21 protein-coding genes are annotated in these 25,993 nt (G+C 73.4%); 12 read left to right on the top strand and 9 right to left on the bottom strand.

The features are described 5' to 3' along the window. Positions 1-66: 66 nt before the first annotated feature. The 4 genes from FH715_RS04440 to FH715_RS29495 all read right to left on the bottom strand — a co-directional run bounded on the left by FH715_RS04440 (position 67) and on the right by FH715_RS29495 (position 4,028). On the bottom strand, positions 67-1,035 hold the full coding sequence (locus tag FH715_RS04440) for an ABC transporter permease (protein ID WP_139640859.1): 969 nt from the start codon (positions 1,033-1,035) through the stop codon (positions 67-69). A 13-nt stretch (positions 1,036-1,048) separates the two neighbouring features. Next, positions 1,049-1,993 (bottom strand): ABC transporter permease, encoded by a 945-nt coding sequence (locus FH715_RS04435; RefSeq protein WP_139640856.1) that lies wholly within the window; start codon positions 1,991-1,993, stop codon positions 1,049-1,051. Next, positions 1,990-3,633, bottom strand: a complete 1,644-nt coding sequence (locus FH715_RS04430; protein ID WP_139640854.1) for an ABC transporter substrate-binding protein — start codon at positions 3,631-3,633, stop codon at positions 1,990-1,992. Before FH715_RS04430 ends, FH715_RS04435 begins: the two co-directional genes overlap by 4 nt. A gap of 323 nt (positions 3,634-3,956) precedes the next feature. Next, positions 3,957-4,028, bottom strand: coding sequence for a putative leader peptide (locus tag FH715_RS29495; protein ID WP_394814483.1), 72 nt, complete (start codon positions 4,026-4,028; stop codon positions 3,957-3,959). Between the two features lie 560 nt (positions 4,029-4,588). On the opposite strand from FH715_RS29495, the gene FH715_RS04425 reads away from it, so the two are divergent. The 8 genes from FH715_RS04425 (at position 4,589) to FH715_RS04390 (ending at position 14,147) form a co-directional block, all read left to right on the top strand. Further along, entirely contained in the window at positions 4,589-5,149 is a 561-nt protein-coding gene (locus tag FH715_RS04425; protein ID WP_139640852.1) for an NADPH-dependent FMN reductase, read from the top strand. Next, positions 5,146-5,661 (top strand): flavin reductase family protein, encoded by a 516-nt coding sequence (locus tag FH715_RS04420; protein WP_139640850.1) that lies wholly within the window; start codon positions 5,146-5,148, stop codon positions 5,659-5,661. Before FH715_RS04425 ends, FH715_RS04420 begins: the two co-directional genes overlap by 4 nt. 281 nt (positions 5,662-5,942) lie before the next feature. Next, a complete protein-coding gene (locus FH715_RS04415; protein WP_139641041.1) occupies positions 5,943-6,953 on the top strand; it encodes a LacI family DNA-binding transcriptional regulator in 1,011 nt (336 codons plus the stop codon). Positions 6,954-7,123: 170 nt separating this feature from the next. Beyond that, positions 7,124-8,794, top strand: coding sequence for an FAD-dependent oxidoreductase (locus tag FH715_RS04410; RefSeq protein ID WP_139640848.1), 1,671 nt, complete (start codon positions 7,124-7,126; stop codon positions 8,792-8,794). 115 nt (positions 8,795-8,909) lie between these two features. After that, complete coding sequence (locus FH715_RS04405) at positions 8,910-11,063, top strand: hydantoinase/oxoprolinase family protein (protein WP_139640846.1); 2,154 nt, start codon at positions 8,910-8,912, stop codon at positions 11,061-11,063. Then, complete coding sequence (locus tag FH715_RS04400; RefSeq protein WP_139640845.1) at positions 11,060-11,701, top strand: hypothetical protein; 642 nt, start codon at positions 11,060-11,062, stop codon at positions 11,699-11,701. Before FH715_RS04405 ends, FH715_RS04400 begins: the two co-directional genes overlap by 4 nt. 8 nt (positions 11,702-11,709) lie before the next feature. Next, positions 11,710-12,999: a TRAP transporter large permease gene (locus FH715_RS04395; protein ID WP_139640843.1), complete on the top strand. Its 1,290-nt coding sequence runs from the start codon at positions 11,710-11,712 to the stop codon at positions 12,997-12,999. Positions 13,000-13,124: 125 nt separating this feature from the next. After that, on the top strand, positions 13,125-14,147 hold the full coding sequence (locus FH715_RS04390) for a glycoside hydrolase family protein (RefSeq protein ID WP_139640841.1): 1,023 nt from the start codon (positions 13,125-13,127) through the stop codon (positions 14,145-14,147). A 481-nt stretch (positions 14,148-14,628) separates the two neighbouring features. On the opposite strand, the gene FH715_RS04385 is transcribed toward FH715_RS04390, so the two are convergent. Both FH715_RS04385 and FH715_RS04380 read right to left on the bottom strand, forming a co-directional pair. Beyond that, positions 14,629-15,372, bottom strand: coding sequence for a class I SAM-dependent methyltransferase (locus tag FH715_RS04385; protein WP_139640839.1), 744 nt, complete (start codon positions 15,370-15,372; stop codon positions 14,629-14,631). A gap of 245 nt (positions 15,373-15,617) precedes the next feature. Then, the gene (locus FH715_RS04380) at positions 15,618-16,574 is read right to left on the bottom strand and encodes a lytic polysaccharide monooxygenase auxiliary activity family 9 protein (protein ID WP_425472665.1); all 957 of its coding nucleotides are present in this window, start codon (positions 16,572-16,574) and stop codon (positions 15,618-15,620) included. 370 nt (positions 16,575-16,944) lie between these two features. Here FH715_RS04380 and FH715_RS04375 point away from each other — a divergent pair, with 370 nt between their 5' ends. From FH715_RS04375 to FH715_RS04360, 4 genes are all read left to right on the top strand, one after another. Continuing rightward, positions 16,945-17,796: a DUF4132 domain-containing protein gene (locus FH715_RS04375; protein WP_139640837.1), complete on the top strand. Its 852-nt coding sequence runs from the start codon at positions 16,945-16,947 to the stop codon at positions 17,794-17,796. Then, positions 17,786-21,469: a hypothetical protein gene (locus tag FH715_RS04370; RefSeq protein ID WP_139640834.1), complete on the top strand. Its 3,684-nt coding sequence runs from the start codon at positions 17,786-17,788 to the stop codon at positions 21,467-21,469. Before FH715_RS04375 ends, FH715_RS04370 begins: the two co-directional genes overlap by 11 nt. A 162-nt stretch (positions 21,470-21,631) precedes the next feature. Further along, a complete protein-coding gene (locus FH715_RS04365) occupies positions 21,632-22,207 on the top strand; it encodes a TetR/AcrR family transcriptional regulator (RefSeq protein WP_139640832.1) in 576 nt (191 codons plus the stop codon). Positions 22,208-22,317: 110 nt separating this feature from the next. Then, on the top strand, positions 22,318-23,493 hold the full coding sequence (locus FH715_RS04360) for an SGNH/GDSL hydrolase family protein (RefSeq protein WP_139640830.1): 1,176 nt from the start codon (positions 22,318-22,320) through the stop codon (positions 23,491-23,493). A gap of 191 nt (positions 23,494-23,684) precedes the next feature. Here FH715_RS04360 and FH715_RS04355 read toward each other — a convergent pair whose 3' ends face one another. The 3 genes from FH715_RS04355 to FH715_RS04345 form a co-directional block, all read right to left on the bottom strand. Further along, the gene (locus tag FH715_RS04355; RefSeq protein WP_139640828.1) at positions 23,685-24,101 is read right to left on the bottom strand and encodes a PIN domain-containing protein; all 417 of its coding nucleotides are present in this window, start codon (positions 24,099-24,101) and stop codon (positions 23,685-23,687) included. A gap of 139 nt (positions 24,102-24,240) precedes the next feature. Then, positions 24,241-25,350 carry a helix-turn-helix domain-containing protein gene (locus FH715_RS04350; RefSeq protein WP_139640826.1) on the bottom strand — a complete coding sequence of 370 codons (1,110 nt, stop codon included), beginning with the start codon at positions 25,348-25,350 and terminating at the stop codon, positions 24,241-24,243. Between the two features lie 118 nt (positions 25,351-25,468). Continuing rightward, on the bottom strand, positions 25,469-25,975 hold the full coding sequence (locus FH715_RS04345) for a hypothetical protein (protein WP_139640824.1): 507 nt from the start codon (positions 25,973-25,975) through the stop codon (positions 25,469-25,471). Positions 25,976-25,993: the final 18 nt, after the last annotated feature.

The raw sequence follows: 25,993 nt of genomic DNA, 5'->3' as shown, positions 1-25,993 counted from the left end.
GGTCGTTCTCGGGCACGGGCAGGCCCCGTTCCGTCTGGGGCACGGGCAGACCCCGGTCTGTTTCGGTCACGAGGAGACTCCGGAGCGCTCCAGCGCGCGGGCGACGCGGCTGGTGGACAGGACGACCAGGGCGATCGCCAGTCCGGGGAAGGTGGTCAGCCACCAGGCGGTACCGATGTAGTCGCGCCCCTGCGCCACCATGGCGCCCAGCTCGGGCGCCGGTGGCGAGGCGCCGAAGCCGAGGAAGCTGAGCGCCGCGACGGAGAGCACGGCGCCGCCCACGTCGAGCGCGGCCAGCACCAGCACCGGCGGCGACGCGTTGGGCAGCACGTGGCGCACCAGGATCGCCGGCGTCCGGTGCCCACTGGTGACGGCCGCCCGCACATAGGTGCTGGTGCGGATGCGGAGCACCTCCGCGCGCACCACCCGCGCGAAGCCCGGCACCCCGGCGACGCCCACGGCGATGGCCACGTTGGTGGTGCCGAACCCGAGGATGGAGACCACGGCCAGGGAGAGCAGCAGCCCGGGGATGACCACCAGGACCTCGACCACCCGCATCAGCACCTGGTCCACCCAGCCGCCCAGATAGCCGGCGAGCAGGCCCAACGCCGAACCCACGGCCAGCGAGAGGCCGACGGCCAGCAGCCCGGCGACGATCGATACCCGGGTGCCGTGCACCACCCGGGCGTAGATGTCACGCCCGAGGTTGTCGGTGCCGAACCAGTGCGCGCCGCCCGGCTCGGTCAGGCTGAGCGAGGCGTCGGTGGCCAGGGGGTCCTGGCCGGTGAAGAGCCAGGGCACCAGCGTCCAGCCGGCGATCAGCAGCAGATAGAGCACGGCGGCCAGCAGCAGCGGCCGACGCGCCAGGCCCCGCAGGCCGAGGCCCAGCCGCCGGCCGGGCGTCGGCTCCCGCGGCGGAACGCCCGTGGCGGAAGAAGGCCCGTCAGGCGGGGACTCGGCGGACGGGGGCTGGGCGGACGGGGACTGAGGGGACGGGGACTTGGCGAGGGCGATGAGGGGCGACTCTTGGGTCATGGTTCTCCCCGTCTCAGGCGGACCGCAGGACGATCCGGGGATCGACCCTGGGATAGATCAGGTCGACGGCCAGGTTGACCACCACGTACAGGGCACCGGCGAGGAAGACCAGCGCGCGGATCACCGGGAAGTCGTGGGTGCCGATGGCCTCGGCCGTCAGCCGGCCGACGCCCTCCCTGGCGAAGACGGTCTCCGTGACGACGGCGCCCGCGACGATGCCGCCGATCATCAGGCCGAAGAGCGTCATCGCGGGGATGGCCGCGTTGCGCAACGCGTGCACGAAGACGGCCCGCGCGCGGCTGGCGCCCTTGGCCCTGGCGGTGCGGACGTAAGGCTCGGCCAGCGCGGCGCGCAGCCCGCGTCCCAGCACCTGTGTCAGCAGCCCGATCCCCGGCAGCGCCAGCGTGATCGCAGGCAGCACCAGCTGGGAGAGGTCCCCGGCGCCGAACGCCGGGAACCAGCCGAGGCCGAAGGAGAACACCTGGAGCAGGATGATGCCCGTCCAGAAGCTGGGCAGCGCGTTGCCCACCACGGTCGAGGACAGCACGGCCGAACGCAGCGGCGCCGTCGGCAGCAGGCTGGCGGCGACGGCAGCCGCCACCCCGACGACCAGGGTCAGCAGCAGTGCGGCGCCCGCCAGTTCCAGGGTCGCCGGCAGCGCGCCGCCCAGCACGGCCGTGACCTCGTCCCCGCTGCGGAAGGAGGTGCCGAACTCCCCCCTGGCGGCGTCGCCCACGAACTCCAGGTACTGCCGGTACACCGGCTGGTCCAGGCCCAGTTCGGCGCGGAGCTCGTCGGCCGCCGCCGGGTCGACGGCCGTTCCCTCACCCCCGGCTCCGCGCAGCATCACGGCGACCGGGTCGCCCGGCACCAGGTGCAGCACCAGGAAGGACGCGGTCAGCGCCGCCCACAGCACGAACAGGCCGTTGACGACGCGGACCAGGACGTAGCGGGTCACGAGCCGAGCCACACGTCGTTGAGCAGCGGCTTGCCCTCGATGTCGGTGCGGAAGCCGCCGAGGCCGGCGGTGTAGCCGTAGGCCCACACCCGGTCGTACACCGGGACGGAGTAGCCCCGTTCGACGATCAGGCGCTGCGCCTCCTCGGCGATCGCCAGGCGCTCCTCGGAGTCGGCGGTGGTCTGGAGCGAGGCCAGCAGGCCGTCCAGCTCCTCGTCCGGGTGGCCGTAGAGCATGCTCATCTCCGGGTGGAACGAGGAGTACACCAGCCGGATCACGTCCACGTCGGCGCGGGTCTGGCTCCAGGTGGCGATGTCGCCCGGGTACTCGTCCATGTCGACGAACGGCATGTCGGCCACCGGGTCCAGCACGAGCTCGACGCCGACCTCGGCCCACTGCGCCTGCGCCAGCTGGTGCTGCTGCTCGGCCTCGGGTGAGCTGTTCTCGTAGGTGAGGGTGAGGCTGAGCCGCTCGCCCTCGGCGTCCCGCCGCACGCCGTCCTCGCCGACGGTGTCCCAGCCGGCGTTCTCCAGCAGCTCGACGGCAGCCTCGGGGTCGTACCTGACCTCGTCCGACTGGTCGACATGGCCCGGGTTGGTGGAGGTCAGCACGCCGGTGGCGGGTTCGCTGACGCCGCCGTAGACGGCCTGGACGATGGCCTCACGGTCCAGCGCCAGGCCCAACGCGCGCCGGGTGTCGGGGTGTTGGAGCGTGGGGCTGTGCACCAGCGGGATGTAGGGGATGGCGATGCCGGGGAGCACCACGCTCTCGACGACGAACCGGTCGTCGGCCTCCAACCCCGCCTGTCCCGACGCCGGCACGGACTCGATGAGGTCCACCTGGCCACTGGTGAGGCTGCCCTGTCGGACGCTGCCCTCGGGCACGCCCTCCAGCACCAGCCGTTCGACATGGGCGGCGCCCTGGTTCTCCGCGAGCGGCGAGGCCCAGGCGTAGTCGTCGCGCCGGGTCAGCTCGACGGTGGACTCCGGGCGGAACGACTCCAGCGTGAACGGGCCCGAGCCGGAGAAGTCCCCCCGGCACAGGTCGGCCGGGTCGTTGCCGAGCGAGTCGGGCGACAGCTGGATCAGCGACTGGGTGGCCGTGGCCTGGAGGAACTGCGCGTTGGGCTCCGCGAACTCGACGGTGACGGTGAACTCGTCGTCCACGACGGTCCGTTCGTAGCCCGCCAGGAAGCTGCCGCCCTGCGGGGCGAGGGCCCCCAGCTCGACGATCGCGTCCAGGTTGGCCTTGACCGCCTCGGCGTCGAAGCGCTCCCCGTCGCTGAAGGTGACGTCGTCCCGCAGCTCGAAGGTGAACGCCCTGACCTCCTCGTCCACCGTCCACGAGGTGGCCAGCCAGGGCAGCAACTCGCCGGTCTCCGGGTCCTGTTCGGTCAGGGTGTCGGCGAGCTGGCGGCCGACGAGCCGGGAGTTGAGCTGGGGCCGCTGGCGCGCGTCGACGCAGTCGGGGGCCGCGGTGAACGCGTAGGTGACGGTGCCGCCGTCGACCGGTTCGCCGGTGGCGCCGGCCGAGGCGTCGTCGCCCCCGGCGCCGCAGCCGGTCAACGCGACGGTGAGGGCCACCGCGATCGCCGTGGCGGAGGTCCGGGCCCGGAGGCCGAGGGGAGGAGACAGGGACACGGCGAAACGGTTCCTTCCAGGAGTCACCGGGGCGAGGCGTCACGGCACCCGGCGGCACGGGGCGGAGCCCGCCGCCACGCGCCCGAACTCACCCGCCGGCGCTGCCGGAAGGCGGGGAACGGGGTGCGGCACGGGCCACGCCCCGCGGGGGACGGGGAGAGCGGCTGAGGCGCGCTACCGCGCGGGGAGCGCGCGGCGGTGTGCGAGAGGGCGCGGCCCACGAAGGGGCGGCACGGCGCCCGTTCCACCGCACCGGGGGTGCGTGGAAGTCCCACCGCACCGGGGGTGCGTGGAGGCGGACGCGGCTCCGGGACGGAGCGGGGTCAGCGGCGACAGGAGGCCGAGGTGACACGTCCCAGGTCGACGTGGCGGCGCAACGTGAGAAGCGGCTGCATGGGGAGGACAATGAGGCAGCGGGGGCTCCCCGTCAATGGCGCAGCTCACATTCGACGGGAGACCGCTCGGCGCAGGGGCCGGCGAGACGCCAACGCCCCTTGCGTCCGTTGCCCGTTGCCGACCCACTGGCCCGGCCGGGGGACGCGGGTGGGCGGTGGACGGCTTCGCGAGCGGGTTCTAGGGTGTGGGTCATGACACGCCACGTCCCGGCCCCTTCGCCGGCCGGAGCCGCACTCCGCGCGGTCCCCGCGTCGCGATGTCCGTGTCTCGACTCCCGGCCTGTCGAGCCGTTCCCGCGCTCGCCGGAACGCCCCTCGGCCTGAGGGCCGGCGCCGCACGACGCCCCCGACGCCCCGTACGTTCCGCACCCCCGCGCCCCACCCCGCCGCCGCGCCGCCCGCGCGGGGCGGCAGCGCGCTTGCCCCGCGGTTCGAGGGGGTGGCGTCCGGCGGGCGCCGACCCCTCGAACCGCCGCCCCGCACGGGCCCGTTCGACTCACGACCGCCGACACCGGACCGTTCGTCACCGGACCGTCGACCGCGCGCAACGGAGGAACACCTTGTCCGTCCCGCCCACGCCGCCCGCCCCGTCCCCCGAGAACCCGGGCGTCGTCGCCCTCTCCGGCAACCCGCGCCCCGGCTCCCGCACCCTGGCCCTCGCCGAGCGGGTGGCCGACGCCCTCGCCAGCGAGGTGCTGCCCGGCGCCCCGGTGACCACCGTCGACCTGGCCGCGTTCGCCCCCGAGATCCTGACGCCCACCCACCCCGCCGCCGACGCCGCCCTCGACACGCTGGCAGCGGCGCGGATCGCGGTGATCGCCACGCCGGTCTACAAGGCGTCCTACACCGGGCTGTTGAAGGCGTTCCTCGACCTCTACCGGAACGAGGGGCTGCGGGGGGTGCCCGCGGTGCCGCTGGTCGTCTCCGGCGGGCCGGCGCACGCGCTGGCCGGCGAGGTCCATCTCCGGCCGCTGCTGGTCGAGTTGGGAGCGATCGTGCCCAGCAGAAGCCTGGTCGTGACCGAGGCGTCGCTGGCCGACCCCGGCCCCGCCATCGCCGACTGGCTCGCCACCGCCGGCCCTGCGCTGGCCGGCGCCGTCGGCGCCGGGGGTGGGCGATGACCTCGGGCGAACGCGTCGAGACCGGCCATCTCACCGGCGCCGCGTACAAGTCGGTCTTCCGTCGGCACCCGGCGGGGGTCGCGGTGGTGGCCATGACGCACGACGGCCGGCCGGCGGGGTTCACCGCCACCTCGGTGATCTCGGTCTCGGCCGAACCGCCCCTGCTGGCCTTCTCGTTGGCCGCCACCTCCTCCTGCGCCCCCGCGGTGGCCGCCGCCGACACGCTCACGGTCAGCCTGCTCGCCGACCACCAGCACGACGTCTCGGCGCGCTTCGCCACCAGCGGGGTGGACCGGTTCGCCGCCGGCGGCTGGTCCCGGCTGCCCACGGGCGAGCCGGTGATCGACGGCGCGCACGCCTGGATACGCGCCCGGGTGCTGGAACGCACGCCGGTCGGCGGCAGCTATCTGATATCCCTGCTCGCCCTCCAGGCCGAGGTCAGGACCGAGACCGGCCCGCTGGTCTTCCTCGACCGGACCTACCACCGGCTGGGGCCGCACTCCGCGCTCTGACACGCCCCCTCGACTCCCCTCCCGCTCCTCCCCTCCCGCTCCCCCCCCTTCCCGCGCCGGACACGGAACGTCGCCGGCCGTGGCGATCTGCGTGAACGTCGACGCCACCCCTTGACGGGGCCGGGGCGGGAGGACGATGGTGCTCGTTAATCCGCATTAGTTCAGACCGTGGACGCTTCGCTCCACCCAACTAATACGCATTAGCAAGAGTGACGACGACGTCAGCGAGGGGTTGCCAGGTGGCCGGGAAGATCAGGCGAGGAAGGCCCCGCCAGGCCGAGGTGGCCAAGTTGGCCGGGGTCTCGCAGACGACGGTCTCGCTGGTCCTCGGCGGCAACAAGCAGGGCATAGTGATCCAGGAGGCCACCCGGCAACGGGTCCTGGAGGCGGCCCGCACCCTGGGCTACGTCCCCGACCCGGCGGCCCGGCGGCTGGCCGCCGCCAGCAACAACCTGCTCGGCGTCTTCAGCTTCACCGCGACCTTCCCGACCGACCCCGCGCACTCGTACTACCCGTTCCTCGTCGGAGTGGAGCGGGAGGCCGCCGAGCGCGGCTTCGACCTGGTGCTCTTCACCGGCTCCAGCAGCGGCGGCGGCCGTGCCGCCGCGCCCGGCGCGCTGGAACGGGTGCGGCTCGCCGACGGCTGCCTGCTCTTCGGCCGCCACGTGCCGACCGAGCCGCTGCGGCGGCTGGTCGACGACGGCTTCCCGCTGGTGCACGTCGGCCGCCGCGACGAGATAGCCGAGCTGGCCTGGGTCGGTGCCGACTACGTCGCGGCCAGCTCCGAGGTGGTCTCCCACCTCGTGGCCGCCGGCCACCGCCGCGTCGTGCTGGTCCGCGAGGACGACGACGCGCCCGCCTCCACCGACCGCGAACGCGGCTTCCGCGAGGGCCTGGCCCCGGCCGAGGGCAGCGTGGTCCGGGTCGGGGCGCCGGCGGACGAGCTGACCGCCGAGTGGGTGCGGGCGCGGCGGGCCGAGGGCGTGACGGCGTTCGTCGCCGAGGAGACCGACACCGGGGCGGTGTGGCGGGCGCTGCACGCCGCGGTCACCGCCGCCGGGCTGCGGGCGCCCGACGACCTGTCGTTGGCGCTGCTCGGCTCGCCGCCGCCCGACCTGCCGCTGGCGACGCCGGTCACCGGCTTCGACATCCCGCGCGCCGAGTTGGGCACGGCCGCCGTGCGGGCGTTGACCGACCTGCTGGCCGGGCAGCGGCCAGGCGCGACGCTGGCGCGCTGCGCGTTCCGCCCCGGCGCGACGTCGGGCCCTCCCCCACCGGGGGAGTCCCCGTGACCCGCACCACAGGTCACCGCCCCCGCGCACCCGCACCGCCCGGCCACCGGGCCGCGCGGGGAACCGCGCGGGCGCCCACCGGCGAGCCGCACCCGGCGAACCGCCCCACCACGACCGCACCGTTGTCGCCCCCCCGGAGGGGCCCGCACCACCCAGGGAGAGAAGACCCCATGCCGACCCCCGACACCGTGACCACGCCCACCCCCGCCCCCGCCTCGCCGGCTGACGCACGCGAGTCCGTCACGGACGTGCTGATCGTCGGCGGCGGGCTCGGCGGGGTCGCGGCGGCGCTCGCCGTCTGCCGGGCCGGGCACCGCGCCGTGCTGACCGAGGAGACCGACTGGGTCGGCGGGCAGTTGACGTCGCAGGCCGTGCCGCCGGACGAGCACCCGTGGGTGGAGCAGTTCGGCGTGACGGCCAGCTACCGCGCGCTGCGCGAGCGGATGCGGGAGTACTACCGCCAGTGGTACCCGCTGCGTTCCGAGGCGAGCGCGCTGCCGCAGCTCAACCCGGGCGCCGGCCGGGTCAGCAAGCTGTGCGTCGAGCCGCGCGTCGCGCTCGCCGTGATCGAGGGGATGCTGGCGCCGCACCGCGCGGCCGGCCGGCTGACCGTGCTCACCGAGCACCGCCCGGTCGCCGCCCACACCGACGGCGACGAGGTCCGCGCCGTGACGCTGCGCGACCTGCGCGGCGGCGGCCGGCACACGGTCGCCGCGCCCTATGTGCTGGACGCGACCGAGACCGGCGAGCTGCTCGAACTCGCGGGCGTCGAGCACGTGTTGGGCGCCGAGGCGCGTTCCGAGCACGACGAGCCGCACGCCCCCGAGCAGGCCGACCCGCTGAACCAGCAGGGCATCACGTTCTGCTTCGCGCTCTCCCACCACGAGGGCGAGGACCACACCATCGACCGGCCGGAGGACTACGCCTTCTGGCGCGACTACCGGCCGCCGTTCTGGCCCGGGCCGCTGCTGGGGTTCCAGGCGCCGGACCCGCGCTCGCTGGAGTCGGTGCCGCGCACCTTCGAGCCCAACCCGGAGCAGGACCCGCTGGCGGTCTCGGCCGACCAGAGCGCGGACGCGGGCGACAAGGAGCTGTGGGGCTTCCGCCGCATCCTGGCCCGCAAGCTGCACCGTGAGGGCGCGTTCGACTCGGACATCACGCTGGTCAACTGGCCGCTGAACGACTACTGGGAGTCCCCGCTGGTCGGCCTCGGCGAGGAGGGCGAGCGCCGGGCGCTGCACGGCGCGCGGCAGCTGTCGCTGTCGGTGCTGTACTGGCTCCAGACGGAGGCGCCGCGCCCGGACGGCGGCACCGGCTTCCCCGGGCTGCGGGCGCGCGGCGACGTGACGGGCACGGTCGACGGCCTGGCCAAGGCGGCGTACGTCCGGGAGGCGCGGCGCATCCGCGCGGTGACCACCGTCACCGAGCACGACGTGTCGATGGAGATCGTCGGCCCCTACGGCGGCACCCGCCACCCCGACTCGGTGGGCGTGGGCGCCTACCGGATCGACCTGCACCCCTCGACGGGCGGCGACAACTACGTGGACATCGCGTCCGTCCCGTTCGAGATCCCGCTGGGCGCGCTGCTGCCGCGGCGGGTGACCAACCTGCTGCCGGCCGGCAAGAACATCGGCACCACCCACGTCACCAACGGCTGCTACCGGCTCCACCCGGTGGAGTGGAACGTGGGCGAGGCCGCCGGCGCGCTGGCCGCGCACTGCCTGACGGAGGGCCTCGTTCCCCACCAGGTCAGGGGCGAGGAGAAGCATCTGACCGACTTCCTGCGCCGGTTGGACCGCGAGGGCGTCCAGCGGCACTGGCCCGACGTGCGGGGCTACTGAACGGCCCGCGGCGCGCCCCCAGCGGGCGACCTGCCGGGCGAGTCAGCTCCACCTGGCCCGCCCGGCCGTCCCCACCCACCACCACAACGCGAAGACACGAGGAGGTGTCCAGACGATGACCTCTCACCGGCCGACCCATCCGCACACCCGCCAGATCCGCGTCGGCATCGACGTGGGCGGAACCTTCACCGACGCCGTGGCCGTAGACGCCACGACGCTCACGCTCGTCGGCCAGGTCAAGGTGCCCACCAGCCACCACCACGAGGACGGGGTGGCCCACGGCATCGTCACCGCGCTCGACCGGCTGCTGGCCGAGACCGGCCACACCGCGGCCGAGGTGTCCTTCCTGGCCCACGGCACGACCCAGGCTACCAACGCCCTGTTGGAGGGCGACGTCTCCCCCGTCGGCCTCATCGGCGTGGGCACCGGGCCCGGCGCCGCGCTGACCAGGCGGCTTCGGGCCCTGGCGAAGCTGCCGTTGACGGAGAACCACCCCTTCCCGCTGCGCTACGCCCACGTGCCCGACCCGCACGACACGGGCGCGGTGCGCGAGGCGGTCCGGGGCCTGGTCGACGGCGGCGTCGGGGTGCTGGTGGTCAGCGAGCCGTTCAGCGTGGACGATCCGGAGGGCGAGCGGGCCGTGGTGGAGGTGGCGCGCGAGTTCGGGCTGCCGATGACGGCGGCGCACGAGATCACCTCGCTCTACGGGCTGCGCAAGCGCACCAGGACGGCGGTGGTCAACGCGGCGATCCTGCCGAGGATGCTGGCGACGGCCGACCTGGTGGACGGCAGCATCGCCAAGGCCGGCATCACGGCGCCGCTGATGGTGATGCGCTGCGACGGCGGCGTGATGTCGCTGGACGAGATGCGGCGCAGGCCGCTGCTGACGGTCCTGTCGGGCCCGGCGGCCGGGGTGGCGGGCGCGCTGATGCGGGAGAGGATCAGCGAGGGCGTCTTCCTGGAGACCGGAGGCACCTCGACCGACATCAGCGTGATCCGCAGGGGCAAGGTCGCCGTGCGGCACGCGACGCTGCTGGGCCGTTCCTCCTATCTGCCGGCGCTGGACGTGCGGACGGTGGGCGTGGGCGGCGGCTCGATGGTGCGGATCGGGGACGGGAAGGTGGTGGCCGCCGGCCCGCGTAGCGCGCACATCGCGGGGCTGCGCTACGCCTGCTTCGCCGATCCCGAGGAGCTGGCGGACGCCCGGCTGGCGCGGATCGCGCCGCTGCCGGGCGACCCGGAGGACCACGCGGTGCTGGACGCGGCCGGCGGGCGGTTCGCGGTGACGATGACCTGCGCGGCCAACGCGCTGGGCGAGGTGCCGGACGGCGACTTCGCGCGTGCCGAACCGGCCACCGCGCGCGCCGCGTTGGCCCCGCTCGCCGAGGCGCTCGGCACGGATGTCGCGGGCGCGGCGCGGGCGGTGCTGGACGCCGGCGTGAAGGAGGTGCGGGCGGTCGTCGACGCCATGCTGCGCGACTACCGGCTGGACCGGGACGCCGTGGTGCTGGTCGGCGGCGGGGGCGGCGCGGCCAGCGTCACCCCGCACCTGGCGGAGGTGACCGAGCTGCCCGGCAGGATCGCCGAGCACAACGAGGTCATCAGCCCCATCGGGGTGGCGCTGGCGCTGGTGCGGGAGCAGATCGAACGGATCATCCCCGGCGCCACGCAGGAGCAGATCCTGGCGGTGCGGGCGGAGGCCGAGCAGGCGGTGGTGGCGCAGGGCGCGGCCCCCGCGGGGGTCGAGGTGGAGGTCACGGTCGACCCGCAGACCAACACCGTGCGGGCGGTCGCCACCGGCGCCACGGAGCTGCGCACCCAGGACCGGGCGCACCGCTCGGACGACGCGGAGCGGCTGGCGGCGGCGGCCCGCAGCCTCAAGACCGAGTCGGAACGCGTCGAGGAGCTGGGCCGCACGCCCACGCACACGGTCTACGGCACCACCAGGAGCCGCCGCTTCCGGCGGTCGACGCACCCGGTGCGGGTCGTCGACGCGGACGGGGTGGTGCGGCTGCACGCGGCGGACGCCACGGTGGCGTCCACGACGGTGGGCCAGGCGCCCGAGCTGCTGGCGACGTTGGTGCGGGACACCACCGCCTACGGCGACGGCGGGGTGCGGGCGCCGGCGGTGCGGCTGCTGCTGGGCTCGCGGATCGCCGACCTGTCGGGCGTGCTGGACGCGCAGCCGCTGCTGGCGCTGGCCCGCAGCGAACTGCGGTCGCGTTCCGCCGACGAACCGGTGATCGCCGTGGTGGAGGCCCGCTCATGAGCGCCCCCACGTCGACGGCGGGCCGTCGCGCGCTGCGGGCGCGCGGCGCGGAGCTGGCCGCCACCGAGGACGTCGAGTTCGGCCGGCTGCTGCTGGCCAACATCCCGCTGCACTCCGGTCGGGACGACGCGGAGCTGCGCCGCTGGGCGGGCGTGGCCACGGAGTTCGGCGCCGAGCTGGCCGCCGCGCACCCCGAGGCCGGGAACGAGGACCTGCCGGGCGGCGCGCGCGTCGTGGAGCGCGACGGCGGTCTCGACGACGACCGGATGCTGCTGGCGCGCTACCGGTCCCGGCCGGTGGAGACGGTCGAACTCTTCACGGACACGCTGGCGTTGGCCGAGGAGACCGTCGAACTGCTGGGATGGCGCGACTGGTTCCCACCGGGCGCGGCGCGCCGGGCCGCGCTGGTCCACGAGGAGGGCCACCGGCTGTTGGGCGACCGGGCCCACCGCGCGGAGCTGCGCCGCCGCCTTGACCACACGGCGTTGCGCGTGGGGCGCTTCCGGCGGCTCGGCCATGTGGCCGGCGCCGACGAGCTGGCCGCCCACGCCTTCGCCCACACCGTCTGCGGCCTGGGCCGCAGTCCCCTGCTGCTGACCGCCGCGCTGACCCACGCGGTGTCGTCGAGAGAGAGCTGAGTGTCGCCATGGGTGTCGTGATTCTGTTGATGATGCTGGTGGGCGTCGTGTTGATGCTCTCCGGCAAACTGCCCACGGCGTTCGCGCTGGTGCTGCTCGGCGTCTCCATCGCCCTGGTCACCGGCGCGCCGCTGACCGGCGAGGAGAGCGTGCTGGACACGGTGCTCCAGGAGGGCTCCGCCGGCCTGGCCGCGACGATGATCGCGATCCTGCTCGGCTCGTGGCTCGGCAAGCTGCTGGACGAGACGGGCATCGCGGGGACGCTGGTCCGCAAGATCGTCGAGTTCGGCGGCGACCGGCCGACCGTGGTGGCGCTCGGCGTGCTGGCGGTCTCCGGGCTGGTGGGCACGGTCACCGGCTCGGCGCCGGCGGCGATGCTCGCGGGGATCATCGGCATCCCCGCGATGATCGCGGTGGGCGTGCCGAAGGTGACCGCCGCCGGCACCATCCTGATGGGCCTGGCGGCGGGGCTGCCGTTCGAGCTGCCGGTGTGGCAGTTCTTCTCGACGGCGCTGGACCTGCCGGTGGAGACGGTCCGCAACTTCATGATCAAGCTGTTCCCGTTCGCGGCCTTCTTCGCGGTGCTCTTCGTGCTGGTCGAGACGCGCCGGCGGGGCGTGGAGCACGCCTGGTCGCTGAAGTCGGTGGACGCCTCGGCCGAACGCCGCCCCTCGCGCCGGCGGCGGCTGGGCGACGCGCCCTGGTACGCGCTGTTCACCCCGGTGGTTCCGCTGGTGCTGGCGCTGGGGCTGGAGATCGCGATCATCCCGTCGCTGCTGGGTGGCGTGCTGTTCGCACTGGTCACCACCACCAGGCCGCGGGAGATGAACCGCCGGCTGCTGCGCACCCTGTACGCCTCGTTCGACGTGGCGGCGGCGCCGATCGTGCTCTTCGTGGCGATCGGCATCCTGCTGGCCGCCGTGCAACTCCCCGGTTCCATCGAGGCGTTGGAGCCACTGGTCAGGAACGTCAGCCCGCAGAACCCGGTGGTCTTCGTACTGGTCTTCGGCGCGCTGGTCCCGCTGTGCCTCTACCGGGGTCCGTTGAACGTGTACGGGCTGGGCGCCGGCATCGCCGGCGTGCTGATCGCGGCCGGCATCTACCCGGCGATCGCCGTGCTGGGCCTGACCACCTCCTACAACCAGGTCTTCGGCGTCGCCGACCCGACCAGCACCCAGACGGTGTGGAGCGCGCAGTACTCGGGGGTCAGCCCCCAGCAGGTGATGCTGCGCACCCTCCCCTACGTCTGGTGCGTCGCGCTCGGCGGGCTGATCGTCACGGCCTCGCTGTACGTCTGACCACCGGCCGAGAGCTGACCAGTTCCCTGACCTGACCAGTTCCCTGACGTTCCCTGACCTGACCACCTCTCTGCCCCGCGTTCGCACCCCCCACCAACGGTTCAACGACGAACGGAGAACGAGTCATGCCCCACACCCCCTCGGTCGACCGCCGCACGCTGCTGCGCGGCGCCGCCGCCGGCACCCTGCTGGGCGTCGGCGGCGCCGCGACGGCGCTGAACGCCGGAGCGGCCTCGGCCGCGCCGGGCGGCTTCCCCGACTACCGCTACGCCGCGACGCTGCTGCGCCCGGCCGACCTGAGCTATCCGCCCAGCCAGTTGGAGATCATCTTCCCCTGTGTACGGGGGGTCTACGACCGGCTCAGCGACCCTCTGGGCCGCTACTACCTCTACTACGCGCCGCACGAGGACCCCGGCGGCATCTGCCTGGCCTACGGCGACTCGCTGGAGGGCCCGTTCACCGAGTACCCGGGCAACCCGCTGGTCGGGAACGTCTGGGACGACCACTACTCCGTCCCGCACGTCTCCTCACCGCACGTGCTGTGGAACGAGGACGAGCGCGAGATGTGGCTGTACTTCCACGGCGACAACCGCACGACCCGGCTGGCCCGTTCGACCGACGGCATCAACTTCACCTACGACAAAACGGTGCTCCACACCTCCATGCTGCCCGAGGGCAGCAGCGAGGCCTCCTACGCCCGCGTCTTCCGCCACGACCTGCCGGCGCGGGACAACGCCCGCTACGTGATGCTCTTCATGATCAACAACGCCAGCAACCACCGGGACATCGGCTGGGGCTGGTCGAGGGACGGCCGCGAGTGGACGTTCTCGCAGGAGCCGCTGATCCGCCACACCGACGTCGGAGTGAACGACATCAGCGGCCCCCACCTGCTGACCAGGAACGGCAGCGCGTACGTCGTCTACCACTCGGACAAGGCCAGCGGCGGCAGGATGTTCCTCACCGAGGTCGGGAACGACTTCTCGCTCCGGAACCACCTCGGCGTCTTCCACACCCCGCTCTCCGGGGCGCCGGACAACGGCCGGTCGGCGGCGCCCTCGTTCGGCACCGACCGGGGTGTCTCCTACATGGTCTACGAGGCGGGCGAACGGCTCTCCGGCTCGATCGCGGTGGCCAAGGCCGTGTCCTGAGCAGACCCCCGCGGTGAGACCGTGCGGCCGGGACGTTCCCCCGTGAACGTCCCGGCCGCGCCGCGTTTTTGTCCACACGGTGCGCGACATTCTCCACGCGATTACTGCTCCGAACGCAGGGACGAACGTTTTCCCGCATTCCCTCCCCGTGAATTCACGCGGACGCGGAAAACCCCCGCAACAACTCCTTGACGCCGCCGATGAGCTGCGGTTACGTTCCGAACGAAAAGACGCACCAGGAAGAGGATTCACGGCCTTCGCACGCCGGGCATTCTTCTCCGCGTACAGCGAGACCAAGCGAAGCGGCAGAAATAGCGGGGCCCGCCGAAAACCAGGCCGGCCCACCCCACGAACGGAGCCGGCCCCGGCCACCATCCGACCAGCCCCCGGAACGGCCGTCCGGCTCTCCCCGCGCGCCCGCACTCTCCCGTCCGGGCGCGCGGGTGCTTCTTCTTCGGGGCCGGGGCTGCCTCTCCCCGGGTCAGGCCGGCGGGCGCAGCGCCGCGAACAGGGTGCGCTCGGCGCCGCCCTGCTCGGTCACGGTGGTGACCGCGAACCCGGCCTCGGCCAGCAGCTCCTGCCAGCGCGCCACCGGGAAGAGCCCCGTGTGGTGCGCCTCGTGCACCAGCCGCACCGAGCCGTCGGCCGCGCGCAGGGTGAAGCTGTAGTCGGTGCGCACGCTGGTGGCGCCCGGCTCGGGCGGCAGGCTCCACTCCAGATAGCGCACTCCGCTGCCGTCCGGCGCGTCGCTGCCGCCGCAGTCGGTCACCGGCTCATAGGTGTCGGCGACATGGTCGGGGAAGAAGACCGCCACACCGCCGGGGCGCAGATGCGCGCGGGCCGTGCGGAACGTCGCCGCGAGGTCGGCGGCGGTGGTCATGTAGTCCACCGCGTCATGGACCAGCACCGCGTCGAACTCCCGCCCCAGCCTCAACTCCCGCATGTCGCCCGTCAGATGCTCGGTCCCCGGGTTGACCTCGCGGGAGACCGCCAGCATCTCGGGCGAGAGGTCCACCAACGTCAGCCTGTACGTGTCGCGCAGATGACGCGCGAGATGCCCGCCGCCGCTGCCCAGCTCCAGCACCTCCCGCACCGGGCGGGGCGCCAGTCCGAACAGCTCCCTGGCGGTCGCGGCGTCCTCCTCGTAGACCTCGACCGGTGAGATCAACGGCCACCAGGGCGCCAACTCGCCGTAGAGCCGAGGGGTCCCGCTCGCGCCCGTCATCCCACTCCCGCCACCGACCGAACCTTCGCCATCCTGGCGGATGCCGTGCACGGCATCCGCCAGGATGGTAGCCCGCACGCCCAAGCCACCGACGCCCGGGCCGGTGACCACGGGTCGCGGGTCACGGCCACGGGCCGGGGACTTCCGACGACGGACTACCGGTCTACTGGTCTACTGGCCTGTTGGTCTACTGGTTCTGTTGGCACTGACCAACTAACCACTAACCACTGACCACTGACCACTGGCTACGAGAGCAGACCGGCGAGGTCCGAACCGACGGCCCGCACCACGGAGACGGTCCCGAGGGAGAAGCCGGACAGGGTCGAGGCCCCGCGCGCGCTCTCGCCGCCCCCGTGGTCGGCGTGGTCGGCGTGGTCCGCGTGGGCGGCCCGCGCCGCGTCGGCGGCGGTCGCCTCGTCGGACGCGGCGGCGACCTGCTCCGCGCTCAGGGTCCGGTCCCCGAGGGTGACCTGGCCGTTGCCGCCGTCGAAGACGACGTCCGAGCAGGAGTAGAAGTTCTCCTGGCTGTCCGAGCGAATCCAGTGCACGAAGACGATGTGCTGACCGGAACGGTTCGGCAGCTGAACGTTCCAGTAGTAGTGACCCTCCTCGGAGCCCACCCCACCGCGCTGCGGCGGGTTGGTCACCGTGCTGATCTGCTCCAGGTCACCCCAGCCGAGCGACTGGTTCGGTGACCAGCTGCTCTTGGTGATGTAGACGTTGAACTGGCCGGGGTGGTGCGCCCAGTTGCTGTGCCGCAGCTCGATGTTGGCCCCGGAGGACAGGTGGGTGGTGGGCCAGTCGGAACGCACCGCGTTGTACGCGGAGAAGTCGAACGGACCACGGTTGCCACCGCTGCACAGCGTGCCGTCCGGTATGTAACCGGTCGTCCGGCCGGCGCCGTTGGAGTCCAGCACCGCGAACCAGTTGTAGAGCGGGGTGGTCCCGCTCTGCTGCACGGCCGAGGCGCAGGCGGCGTTGGAGGGCATCTGGGTGCTGCCGTTCTCCCTCAGGTCCAGGTAGCACAGATAGGTGCGGGCCCCGGGGAGGATGGTGGAGCCATGAGCGGCGGCCGGGCTGGGCAGGGACGCGATCAGCAGGGCGAAGAGCCCCGTCCCCAGCACGCTGAGGAAGCGGAACCCGCCGCGCGCCCTGGTGCGCCTGGCCGCTCTGGGTCTCGGACCGGTTGATTCGTTGGACACGGGTCACTCCTTGGGAAGAAGAGTCGTCTCCCGAGTAGGGCGAACCGGCGGCACCGGCCCCGAAGCCGATGCGCCGACGGCCCGTCGTCGGTGATGCTGCCGTGCGTGGGAGCGCTCCCTAGGGCGGAAGTTAGCCCCGCTTTCCGTCGTCCGTAAGCTCTGCTTCCGGCCGTTGCCACCCTCCCGGCGCCGCTTTCCGGCCAACCGAGCCCACCCGCCCGTCCCGCCGGGCGCCCGCCCCCTCCCGCTCGCCCTCGCGGGGACGGCACGGGGACGGCACGGGGACGGCACGGGGACGGCACGGGGACGACGGCCGCGCCCGGCCCGGCGTCCACGCGGATTGTCAGAGGCGGCTGCCAGGATGCCCGGCATGGCAACACCACTCGTGTGGCATCCCGCCACCCCGCAGCACGAACTCGCCCTCGACGGAACGACTCTCAGGTGCCGCAAGCCCCAGGGCCGCGAGCTGGGATCGATCCCCAGAGCCGCGCGCGACAGCCGGACGGGCCGCGGACTCTCCGAGCTGCGCGAGCGGTTGGTGCGACACGAGGACGAGTGCCGGACCACCGTCGAGTCCTGGCTGCTGGCCGGCATACCGGTACCCGCGGCACTGGTCGCCCGCGTCTGGCCCGATCCGAGCTGGCGCTCGGCCCTCGCCCAACTCGTGGTGATCGTCGACGGGCGGACCGGTCTGCTGACGGAGGTGACCGACGAGGGCCGCGCCACCCTCGTGGACCAGGACGACACCCCCCAGACCCCGCCGGTCGGTCCCTTCACCCTGCCGCATCCCGCGCTGCTGCCCGACCTGACGCGATGGCTCAGGCGGCTCACGCTCCGTGGGTCGGCGCAGGGCGTCGCCCAGCTCACCCGCGAGGTCCATCACCGACCCGACACCACCCCGCCCGGAGCCACCGGCCTCGACGACTACGCCGGCGCCGAGTTCGAGGAGCTGCGTCACGCCACCGCACGCGCCGCCCGCCACGGCTTCGTGGTGCGCGGTGGCTTCGCGACGCTGCGGGTCGTCGACGGCGACGTCGCCCTACAGGCCCGCTACTGGCTGGGGGCCGACGACCCGGGCCTCCCCGCCGACACCGGGCGGCTGTTGTGGGTGGACGCCTCCGAACGGCCGGTCGCGCTGGGCGAGGTCGGCCCGGTCGCCTGGTCCGAGGGCGTGCGCATGGCAGAGCTGATCCACGCGGGGAGGAAGACCGATGACCAGTGACCGCATCGCGCTCGAAGCGGGTCTCGCGCCTCCCGACGCGTCCGGCGGCGAGCCGGTCACCGCGCGCCGCTACACCCACCCCCTGCTCGGCACCCGCCCCGTGGTCCGGCTGACCGGCCAGGCCGAAGCGCCCGGCGAGGACCGGGTGCTGGCCGCCGCCGGGTTCTCCGCCCCCGACGCCGGCCCGCCCGTGGCCGCCGGACGGCGCCGGGAGCCCGGCTACCCCGCGTGGGCCGTGCTCCACGACCCCGCCGGCGCCCGGACGGCCCTCGCGGCGGCACCCGAGATGGCGTGCGCCGAGCGGCTGCTCGGCCCCGAGGCGGGGGCCGCGCTCGACCTGTACGCGGAGATCGCGACGAAGCTGCCGGATGCCCACCTCCCCGCCTACTGGGAGCAGGTCGCACGGGCGTGCGTCGCCGCCGGTCGCCACCGGCAGGCCGCGCTGATGTTCGGCCGGGCACGCGCGGCCGACCGGCATCTGCCGTCCGTCGACCCGGCTCGACAGCGGGCCGTGTTCCTGGAGTTCGCCCTCGCCGGGGCCCTGTCCGTCAAGGACGTCAAGGCCCATGTCGCGGAGCTGGGCAGGCGCCCCGACCCCGTTGGCGCCTACCGGGAGCTGCGCGAGCTGGCCGTGCGCCGGACGCTCGGCGGGCTGCCGCCCTGGCCCGAGATGCTCAGGCAGCTCACCAAGCTCGCCAAGGCCGCCGGTCTGACCCCGGCCTCCGAGCACGTGTCGCTGCTGGAGGCCCTCGTGGAGGCACCCGCGTTCTGGCGAGCCGCCGACAGCTTTTGGACCTCGCAGCGCAAGACCTGGCTGGCCGCCCTCACCGCCTCGGACCCGGCGAAGCGGCAGATGGCCTGGCAGTTGACCGAGCTTCCGTACTCCGAGATGGACGCCTGGTGGGTCGCCCTTCTCGACGAGGCCGGCGCCCTGGACCAGCTCGGCGAGGACACCGGCCGGTGGTTGACGGCGATGCTCCGCCGTTACCGCGGGACCGATCCGCCTCCCCCCAGGGCCCCCGACGAGCTGCTGGACGTCCTGCCGCGCCTGGCCACGCGGATCGCCCCCGACGAGGACCCCGTGCACCTCGGCTACGGCACCGCCAGGCCGTACCACGTCGACGCCGCGGTCATCGGCCGCTGCCTTTCGGCGGGCGTCCCGCTGTCGGACCCGGACCCGAAGCTGCTGCTGGGGCACTGGTGGGAGCAGGACCGCTCCGCCCTGGAGGCGCTGGTCGCCGACGACCGGTTCAGGGACCCGTTGCTCCATTCCCTCCTCGAAAGCCACTGGTCCAATGGGCGTTGGCAGCGCGAGTGGGCGATCGAGCCGCTGCGCCCCCTCCTGCGTGACATCGTCGACGACCGGCTGCGCTGCGCGACTTCCGGCCCCCTCCAGAGCGCCCTGGACTCGTGCGACTGGCTCTACCAACGACTCCCCCGACGGGCGGCGGCCGAGCTTCCGGATCTTCTCGACCGTCTCGCCGACATCGACCTGGTGACGCCGCTGACCCGCACCCTTCGCGCGGGCATCCTCGACGAGCTGGGCTGGGACGCCCTGGACGAGGCCGCCACGGAGCTGAAGGAGGACAACTGGTGCCGCGCCAGCTGGCCCGTCCTGACCGTGCACGACCGCCGCAGGGCCCTCGCGATCGGCCCCGAGGGCCGCGTCGCGGAGCACCGGCTGGTCGTCCCCAAGGGGGCCGCCGCCTTCAACTACGACGTCCGGGCGGTCTTCTCCGAGGGGCAGTTCCAGGTCTTCCACTCCGTCAATCGCCAGGACAGCCTGTACTGGTCCGGCGCCCCCGACCAGATCCACACCGAGACCGCGGCCTCGTGGAAGTGGCGGTACGGCGAGAAGACCCGCTCCGGCTACACCTTCCTCGGCCCCGGCTCCCGGCGGTTCGCCGGACCGGTGCTCCTGGCCGTGGGCGATCGGCGGGTCGGCCCCGAGGGCCACATGTTCCACGACGGCCACACGTACTGGTGGTACACCGGCGTCGACCGGGAGTCCCGGGTGCCACGCCCCGTCGACCTGGCCACCGGTCAGCTCGACGAGCCCGACCCGCCCGCGTTCCTCGACCCCTCCCTGCTCGGGGAGAACGAGACCTGGCTGATCGACTCCTCGTCGCTGGCCCCGGCCGTCACCGGCACCGCCGCCTCCCCGCTGGGCACCGACGGCATCCACCTGGGTTTCCGGGTCGCCTACGACCGCGTCACGGGACGGCTCCGCTACCACCGCGTCGACGGCGTCCACGGCACGGCCTCCCCGATGACCGGGTTCCTGCCGCACGGGCGCTGGTCGATCGAACCCTCCCTTCCCTGGGGGCTGCTGGACGTTCCCGGCACGGACCGGCGACTGCTGCTCGACGGCGCCTACCACGTCACCGCGCGCGACCCGGAGACCGGCGCCGCGCACTGGCGGGTCTACATGGGCGACCAGGACTGGATCGTCCCCCACACGCCCCCGATGGCCGCCGGCACGCGGCGTATGCCGCCGAAGGCGTTCTGGCACTTCCTGACCCCCCGCGACCTGACCGGGTCGCGCGCGCTGCGGGAGATCCCCGAGGACACCGTGCGGGCGCTGCTGGCCGCGACGGCCACCTCCACCCCGGCGCTGCGCAAGGCGCTGGACACGCTGCTCCCCGAGGTCAGCCATCCCCTGCTCCTCGACGGCCTCATGGGCGTCCTCCAGGAGACCCACCACCGGATACGGGACCGCGAGAGGCTCCTGAAGGTGCTCGGCCAGGAGACTCCCCAGGTCCTCGGGGTCCAGGAGCACCACCTCGACGGCGCCCTCCACGGCCTGGTGAGCCACACCCCCGAGGGAGCGGGCGGAGCGGTACGGCAGATGGAGCTTGCCTCCGCGTTCCTCACCGGCGCGATCGACGGCGAGTCCGCCATGGCGCACTGGTCGGTCCACCGGAGCCCGTACGACTGGACGGAGCTCGCCGGCCGCATCGGCGGCCTCGGCATCCGCGCGGCCAGCGCCGTCACCTCCCCCGAGCACCGCGCGGCAGTGATCGCGCTGCTGCGGTTCTGGGCCTCCTCCCCGTTCAACGATCCGGCGCTGCGCCGCGGCCTGTTCGACCCGGGAGAGGACCGGGGCGAGGGGGCCCCGGTGGCCGAGTCGACCGAGCGGGGCAGGCTGCTGCCGCTGGACATCGCCGTCCACGCCGGGGACTGGGCCCGGTCGCGGGCGGCCGAGAACTGGGGGGCCAGGGTCTTCCTCCAACGCGGCGAGGCATCCCGGCCGCCGGGGTACATCGACTCCCGGCCGGTGCCCCGGGGTTGGGCCACCGTGAAACGACTGCGGTCGCTGGCACGCGAGTTGGAGCGACGAGAACCGGTGCCGTTCGCCGCCGACACGGCGGACCAACTGGCGAAGACCGCCGGCATCGGGCACGCCGAGGCGGCCCTGTGGCTGACGGGTCTCCCCGGAGTCGACGCCAGCGGTGTCCGCACCGGCCAGCACCTGGCGCCCGAGACCCGCACCGCGCTGGGACTGAAGGTGACCGAGGCGGCCGACGCGTGCGATCGACTCTGGCGGATACCGACGGAGGCCCGCCTGGAGACGTATGACGCGGCGATGCCCAACGACCCCGGGCAGCTGTGGAACCAGCCCATGATGGCGAAGCGGCTGGCGGAAGCCCTTCGACGGCGCCCGCCCGGGTGACGGTTCCGACATGACCGTCGAAGGGTGCTCCGCCGGGGCCGGGGTGACCGGCGGAGCACCTTCGACGAGGCGCCGGACACATACTTCCTAGCGCCCTACACTCTCTGCCTATACTCTTTAGGTAACCCCTTGAGGGGCTTAGGTGCGACAGGAGGGGAGCCCGTGGCACGCGTGGGACTGACGGCCGAGCGACTGACCACCGCCGGCGCGGAGTTGGCGGACGAGGTCGGATTCGACCAGGTGACGGTCTCGGCGCTGGCACGACGGTTCGATGTCAAGGTCGCGAGCCTCTACTCCCATGTGCGCGGCTCCCACGACCTGCGCACACGGATCGCACTGCTCGCGCTGGAGGAGATGGCCGACCTCGCCGGCGAGGCCGTCGCGGGGCGTTCGGGCCGGGACGCGTTGGCCGCGTTGGCGAACGTCTACCGGGACTACGCCCGCGAGCACCCGGGCCGCTACGCCGCGGCCCGGCTGCGGCTCGACCCCGAGACGGCCGCCGCCAGCGCCGGCGTCCGGCACGCGCGGCTGACCCGCGCCATCCTGCGCGGCTACGCGCTGGAGGAGCCGGACCAGACCCACGCGGTGCGGTTGCTCGGCAGCTTCTTCCACGGCTACGTCAGCCTGGAGTTGGGCGGCGGCTTCAGCCACAGCGCGCCGGATACCGACACGACCTGGCTGCGGACGCTGGACGCCCTCGACGCGCTGCTCCGCAACTGGCCCAAGCCGGTCCCCTGACGGAACCTCGTCGTTCCCGACCTGTTCCGACTCCCCCTGCTTCCGAACTTTCGCCCCCTTCCCCCTCTCGGCCCTGCTCAGGGCCGGTCTCGTTCGATGAGAGCCCATTGATGACCACCTCACTGATCACCACGTCCCTCACCCCCGAGCTGTTCCGCGGAGCGCTCGAACTGGAACGCACGCCCCGCGGCCTGCTTCCGCACCGCCTGCCCGCGCGAGCGCGCGCCCAGTGCCAGGACCCGCAACTGGCACTGGCGGAGTCCCAGCCCTCCGGGGTGCGGCTGGCCCTCCGCACCGCCGCCACCGTCGTCGAGCTCGACGCCCTGCCCACCAAGCGCGTCCACCCGGGCCTGCCCCCGCGCCCGGACGGCGTCTACGAGCTGCTGGTCGACGGCGCACTCGCCGGCCAGGCGACGGCGGTCGGCGGCGGGGACACGCTCACCGTCGACCTCACGTCAGGCACCACCACACACCACACCGGCGAACCGGTCACACTCCGCTTCGCCGGCCTTCCGCACCGGTCAAAACGCGTCGAGATCTGGCTGCCGCACAACGAGACCACCGAGCTGGTCGCGCTCCGCGCCGACGCGCCCGTGGAACCGGCCACCGACACCGACCGCCCCGTCTGGCTGCACCACGGCAGCTCCCTCAGCCACGGCTCCAACGCCACACATCCGACCGGCACCTGGCCGGCGGTGGCCGCCGCACACGGCGACGTGGAGCTGGTCAACATGGGGCTCGGCGGCAGCGCGCTGCTCGACCCGTTCCTCGCCCAAGCGCTGCGCGACATCCCAGCCGATCTCATCAGCATCAAGATCGGACTGAACGTGGTCAACGCCGATCTCATGCGGCTACGCGCCTTCGGCCCGGCGGTCCACGGCTTTCTCGACACGATCAGGGAAGGTCATCCGACGGCACCGCTGCTCGTCGTCACCCCGCTGCACTGCCCGATCCACGAGGACACCCCGGGGCCGGGGGCGTTCGACCCCGAGGCGCTGGCGAGAGGCCACGTCGCGTTCCGCGCGACCGGTGACCCCGCCGAGGTGGCCGCGGGACGGCTGACGCTCGCGGTGATCAGGGACGAACTGACCCGCATCGTCACCCAACGCGCCACCGAGGACCCCCGTCTGCACCTCCTCGACGGCCGACTCCTCTACGGCGAGGCCGACAACGCCGAGCTCCCCCTCCCCGACAACCTGCACCTGGACGCGACCGCCCACCGCCGCGTCGGAGAACGCTTCGCCGAGCTGGCCTTCGGCACGGGCGGCGCGTTCCGACGCGCCTGACGGCCCACCGCACCCGCGCACGCGCGGCGCCGGCGCGCCCGGAACGATCACCGGCCCACGCGCCGTTCCGGTATCCGACCGCCGATACGGTGCGGTGCCGCCCGACCTGGAAGTGCTCAGGGCCGTCGTCGGCATTGACGCGCCGGCCAACAGCCCGCGCACCTGGCTGCCGCGGCGGCCAGATGTGTCGGTCAGAGCAGCCCGTTGGCCTGCGCCCAGCCGATGAACTCCCCCCGGGCGCAGGGGTAGCGGGCCCCGGAGTTCACCAGCGCGTCCACAAGACTGGTGGCGACGTACTCGGTCGTCTGTCCCGCGCCGACCGCCATGGCTATCACGCGCAGGGAACCCCAGACAGCCGGCACCCCGTATCGCCGTGCGATGCGTCGCGCGTCGCCGTCGTCGACGACGGCGACCGCGTCGTGCACCTCGGCCCAGGCCAGGACGGTCGCCTCCCCCTCGTTGGAGTTCGCGCCCGCGACCCTCTCCATCCAGCGCACCAGAGCTGCCAGTTCGGCCAGATGATCGACATGGACAACCTCCAGCCAGTCGGCCGCCGCCAACGACATCCCGTGGTGGCGCAGCTCGTCGACCACGGTCTGAGTCGTCACGTTTCTCCGTGTCCTGCCCCCTCGGCACGAGCGACATCACCCAGCACGTCGAGCTTCGCGGCGGCAGCCGCGTGAAACAGGGGGGAGGCATCCCAGACCAGCACGTTCGCCGCGCCTTGCACGGAGGCGGACGCGTTACTCACGGCAGAGGATCCTCCAAGTCGCGCGTGGGAAGCTCGTCCGGACCGAGCGCGCCGTAGAGCAGTTGAACGGTCCGTGGCGCGGTGATGGCCCCGACCTCCCAGGCGTTGAGCACCGACTTGCGCCAGAGCTTGCCCGTCTCCCCCATGGCGAGGTCCGGTGTCGGCGCCTCTCCCAACGTCGCCAGGAAGTCACCGCGCGTGGGCACGTTCGCCTTCTCTCGTCGAGCGTCCTGCCCGGAGAGCAGGTCCAGGCGCCGGGCCCGGTTCACCACCGCGCTCCAGGAAAGGCGGTAGGTCGCGGCGAGTCCCAAGAGGACGGGCCGCGGCGTTCGCCCCGCCCCGTGCCGCTGCCAGGCGGCCAGCACGTCGGCCGCGGGAAGGAGAAAGTGCTCCGCGAACCGGTCGATCAACCGCTCACGCTCGTCCCGCCCGGCGGCCACCCCGGCATCGCTGTGGTACTCGTCCTGAAGCAGGTGGTGTCCCAGCTCGTGGGCCGCTGTCCAACGACGCCTTCCCGGCATCGCCTGACCACTGATGACCGCGACGCCATAGCCGTCCGCAAGCAGCGAGGCTCCCTCAGCCGACTCGTCGACAACGGTCAGAAAGAGTCCGAACCGCTCCACGACATCCACCATCGCCCCCAGCGGACCGGTCGGCGTACCCAGGCGTTCCCGGGCGCGGTCGGCCAGAGCGGCGGGATCGACGCTGTCCCGCGCGGAGGCACGTCGGAGGACGACATCGGCCGTCGGCGGCATGAGGAAACCCTCCTCAACCAACCAACGGGCGTTACGCGCGTGCTCCTCCAACCGTGTGTCCAGCCGGTACCGCGCGCGGGACATACCGTCCGCCGACTCTTCCAACGCCGCGCGGCGCGAGACGAGGGACGCGGGTGGTCTGGAGAGAAAGTGCGTTATCGGCACCCCGAGCGCCTGCCCCAGGGTCGACAGCTCCAGCGCCGAGACCCGGCGCTCTCCCGCCTCGACGCGCACGACGGCGGTGCGGTCCAGCCCCAGCCGCGAGGCCAGCTCTCCCTGGCTCAGGCCGGCAGCCAAACGCGCTTCGGCGATCCGCTCGCCCACCTCACCCCAGCCCTGCGCCGCATCCATGTGTGTGATTTTTGCACACCTGGCGCGGGTCGGCATCCCTGTGCGCGCCACCGCCCGATTCGAGTGCGCGCCGACAGCGGGCCCCGAACGAGAGATCGAACAAGGGAGGGGTTTCGGGCTATAACTCGGCGAGGCGCCGCGCCTCCGCGAGGGCGCCGGCGTCGAGGGCGGCGTGGTCGGCGACGTCGTTCCACTCGGCCCAGCCGTATGCGCCGCAGAGTTCCGCGAGCCTGCCGTCGGCCTTCGGGTCCTCGATCAGCAGGCCCTGGGTCTCGGCCACGAAACGTCCCGGGCTCAGCTCGCCCCTGACGGTCAACGCCGCCAGGGCGCGCAGGGCGGCAGCATCCGTCCGGGGGTCCGATTGCGGCGCGCACAAGCCGAGTTCGCCCAGAACCTCGGGTATGAGCAGGGGGATCTCGTAGTCGACCTCGCGACGCGAGAGGCCGGCCAGCCGGCACAGTGCCGGCGAGTCGAGGCCCGCGACCAGCGCGTCACAGGCCGCCGCCACCAACTCGTCGGACCACGCGAAGCGGATGCGCCACAGCGCCACCCGGTCGACGAACGCGCGGAGCGCCGCGGGTGGCGGCGAGGGGGTGGGGGACTCGGAGGAAGTCGACTGGTCCATGGCGTTCATACTGGTCAG

Source organism: Streptomyces sedi (genome assembly GCF_006335015.1).
Classification (GTDB): domain Bacteria; phylum Actinomycetota; class Actinomycetes; order Streptomycetales; family Streptomycetaceae; genus Streptomyces; species Streptomyces sedi.
The sequence above is the reverse complement of the archived record's forward strand: the minus strand, read 5'-3'. Positions and strand labels throughout refer to the sequence as shown.

What these genes read in the sequence shown, in the direction of transcription:
- FH715_RS04420 (WP_139640850.1), top strand. Translation starts at nt 5,146, where the DNA reads ATGACCTCGGGCGAACGCGTCGAGACCGGCCATCTCACCGGCGCCGCG.
- FH715_RS04345 (WP_139640824.1), bottom strand. Translation starts at nt 25,975, where the DNA reads ATGGACCAGTCGACTTCCTCCGAGTCCCCCACCCCCTCGCCGCCACCC.
- FH715_RS04360 (WP_139640830.1), top strand. Translation starts at nt 22,318, where the DNA reads ATGACCACCTCACTGATCACCACGTCCCTCACCCCCGAGCTGTTCCGC.
- FH715_RS04370 (WP_139640834.1), top strand. Translation starts at nt 17,786, where the DNA reads ATGACCAGTGACCGCATCGCGCTCGAAGCGGGTCTCGCGCCTCCCGAC.
- FH715_RS04395 (WP_139640843.1), top strand. Translation starts at nt 11,710, where the DNA reads ATGGGTGTCGTGATTCTGTTGATGATGCTGGTGGGCGTCGTGTTGATG.
- FH715_RS04390 (WP_139640841.1), top strand. Translation starts at nt 13,125, where the DNA reads ATGCCCCACACCCCCTCGGTCGACCGCCGCACGCTGCTGCGCGGCGCC.
- FH715_RS04405 (WP_139640846.1), top strand. Translation starts at nt 8,910, where the DNA reads ATGACCTCTCACCGGCCGACCCATCCGCACACCCGCCAGATCCGCGTC.
- FH715_RS04350 (WP_139640826.1), bottom strand. Translation starts at nt 25,350, where the DNA reads ATGGATGCGGCGCAGGGCTGGGGTGAGGTGGGCGAGCGGATCGCCGAA.
- FH715_RS04385 (WP_139640839.1), bottom strand. Translation starts at nt 15,372, where the DNA reads ATGACGGGCGCGAGCGGGACCCCTCGGCTCTACGGCGAGTTGGCGCCC.
- FH715_RS04375 (WP_139640837.1), top strand. Translation starts at nt 16,945, where the DNA reads ATGGCAACACCACTCGTGTGGCATCCCGCCACCCCGCAGCACGAACTC.
- FH715_RS04440 (WP_139640859.1), bottom strand. Translation starts at nt 1,035, where the DNA reads ATGACCCAAGAGTCGCCCCTCATCGCCCTCGCCAAGTCCCCGTCCCCT.
- FH715_RS04410 (WP_139640848.1), top strand. Translation starts at nt 7,124, where the DNA reads ATGCCGACCCCCGACACCGTGACCACGCCCACCCCCGCCCCCGCCTCG.
- FH715_RS04400 (WP_139640845.1), top strand. Translation starts at nt 11,060, where the DNA reads ATGAGCGCCCCCACGTCGACGGCGGGCCGTCGCGCGCTGCGGGCGCGC.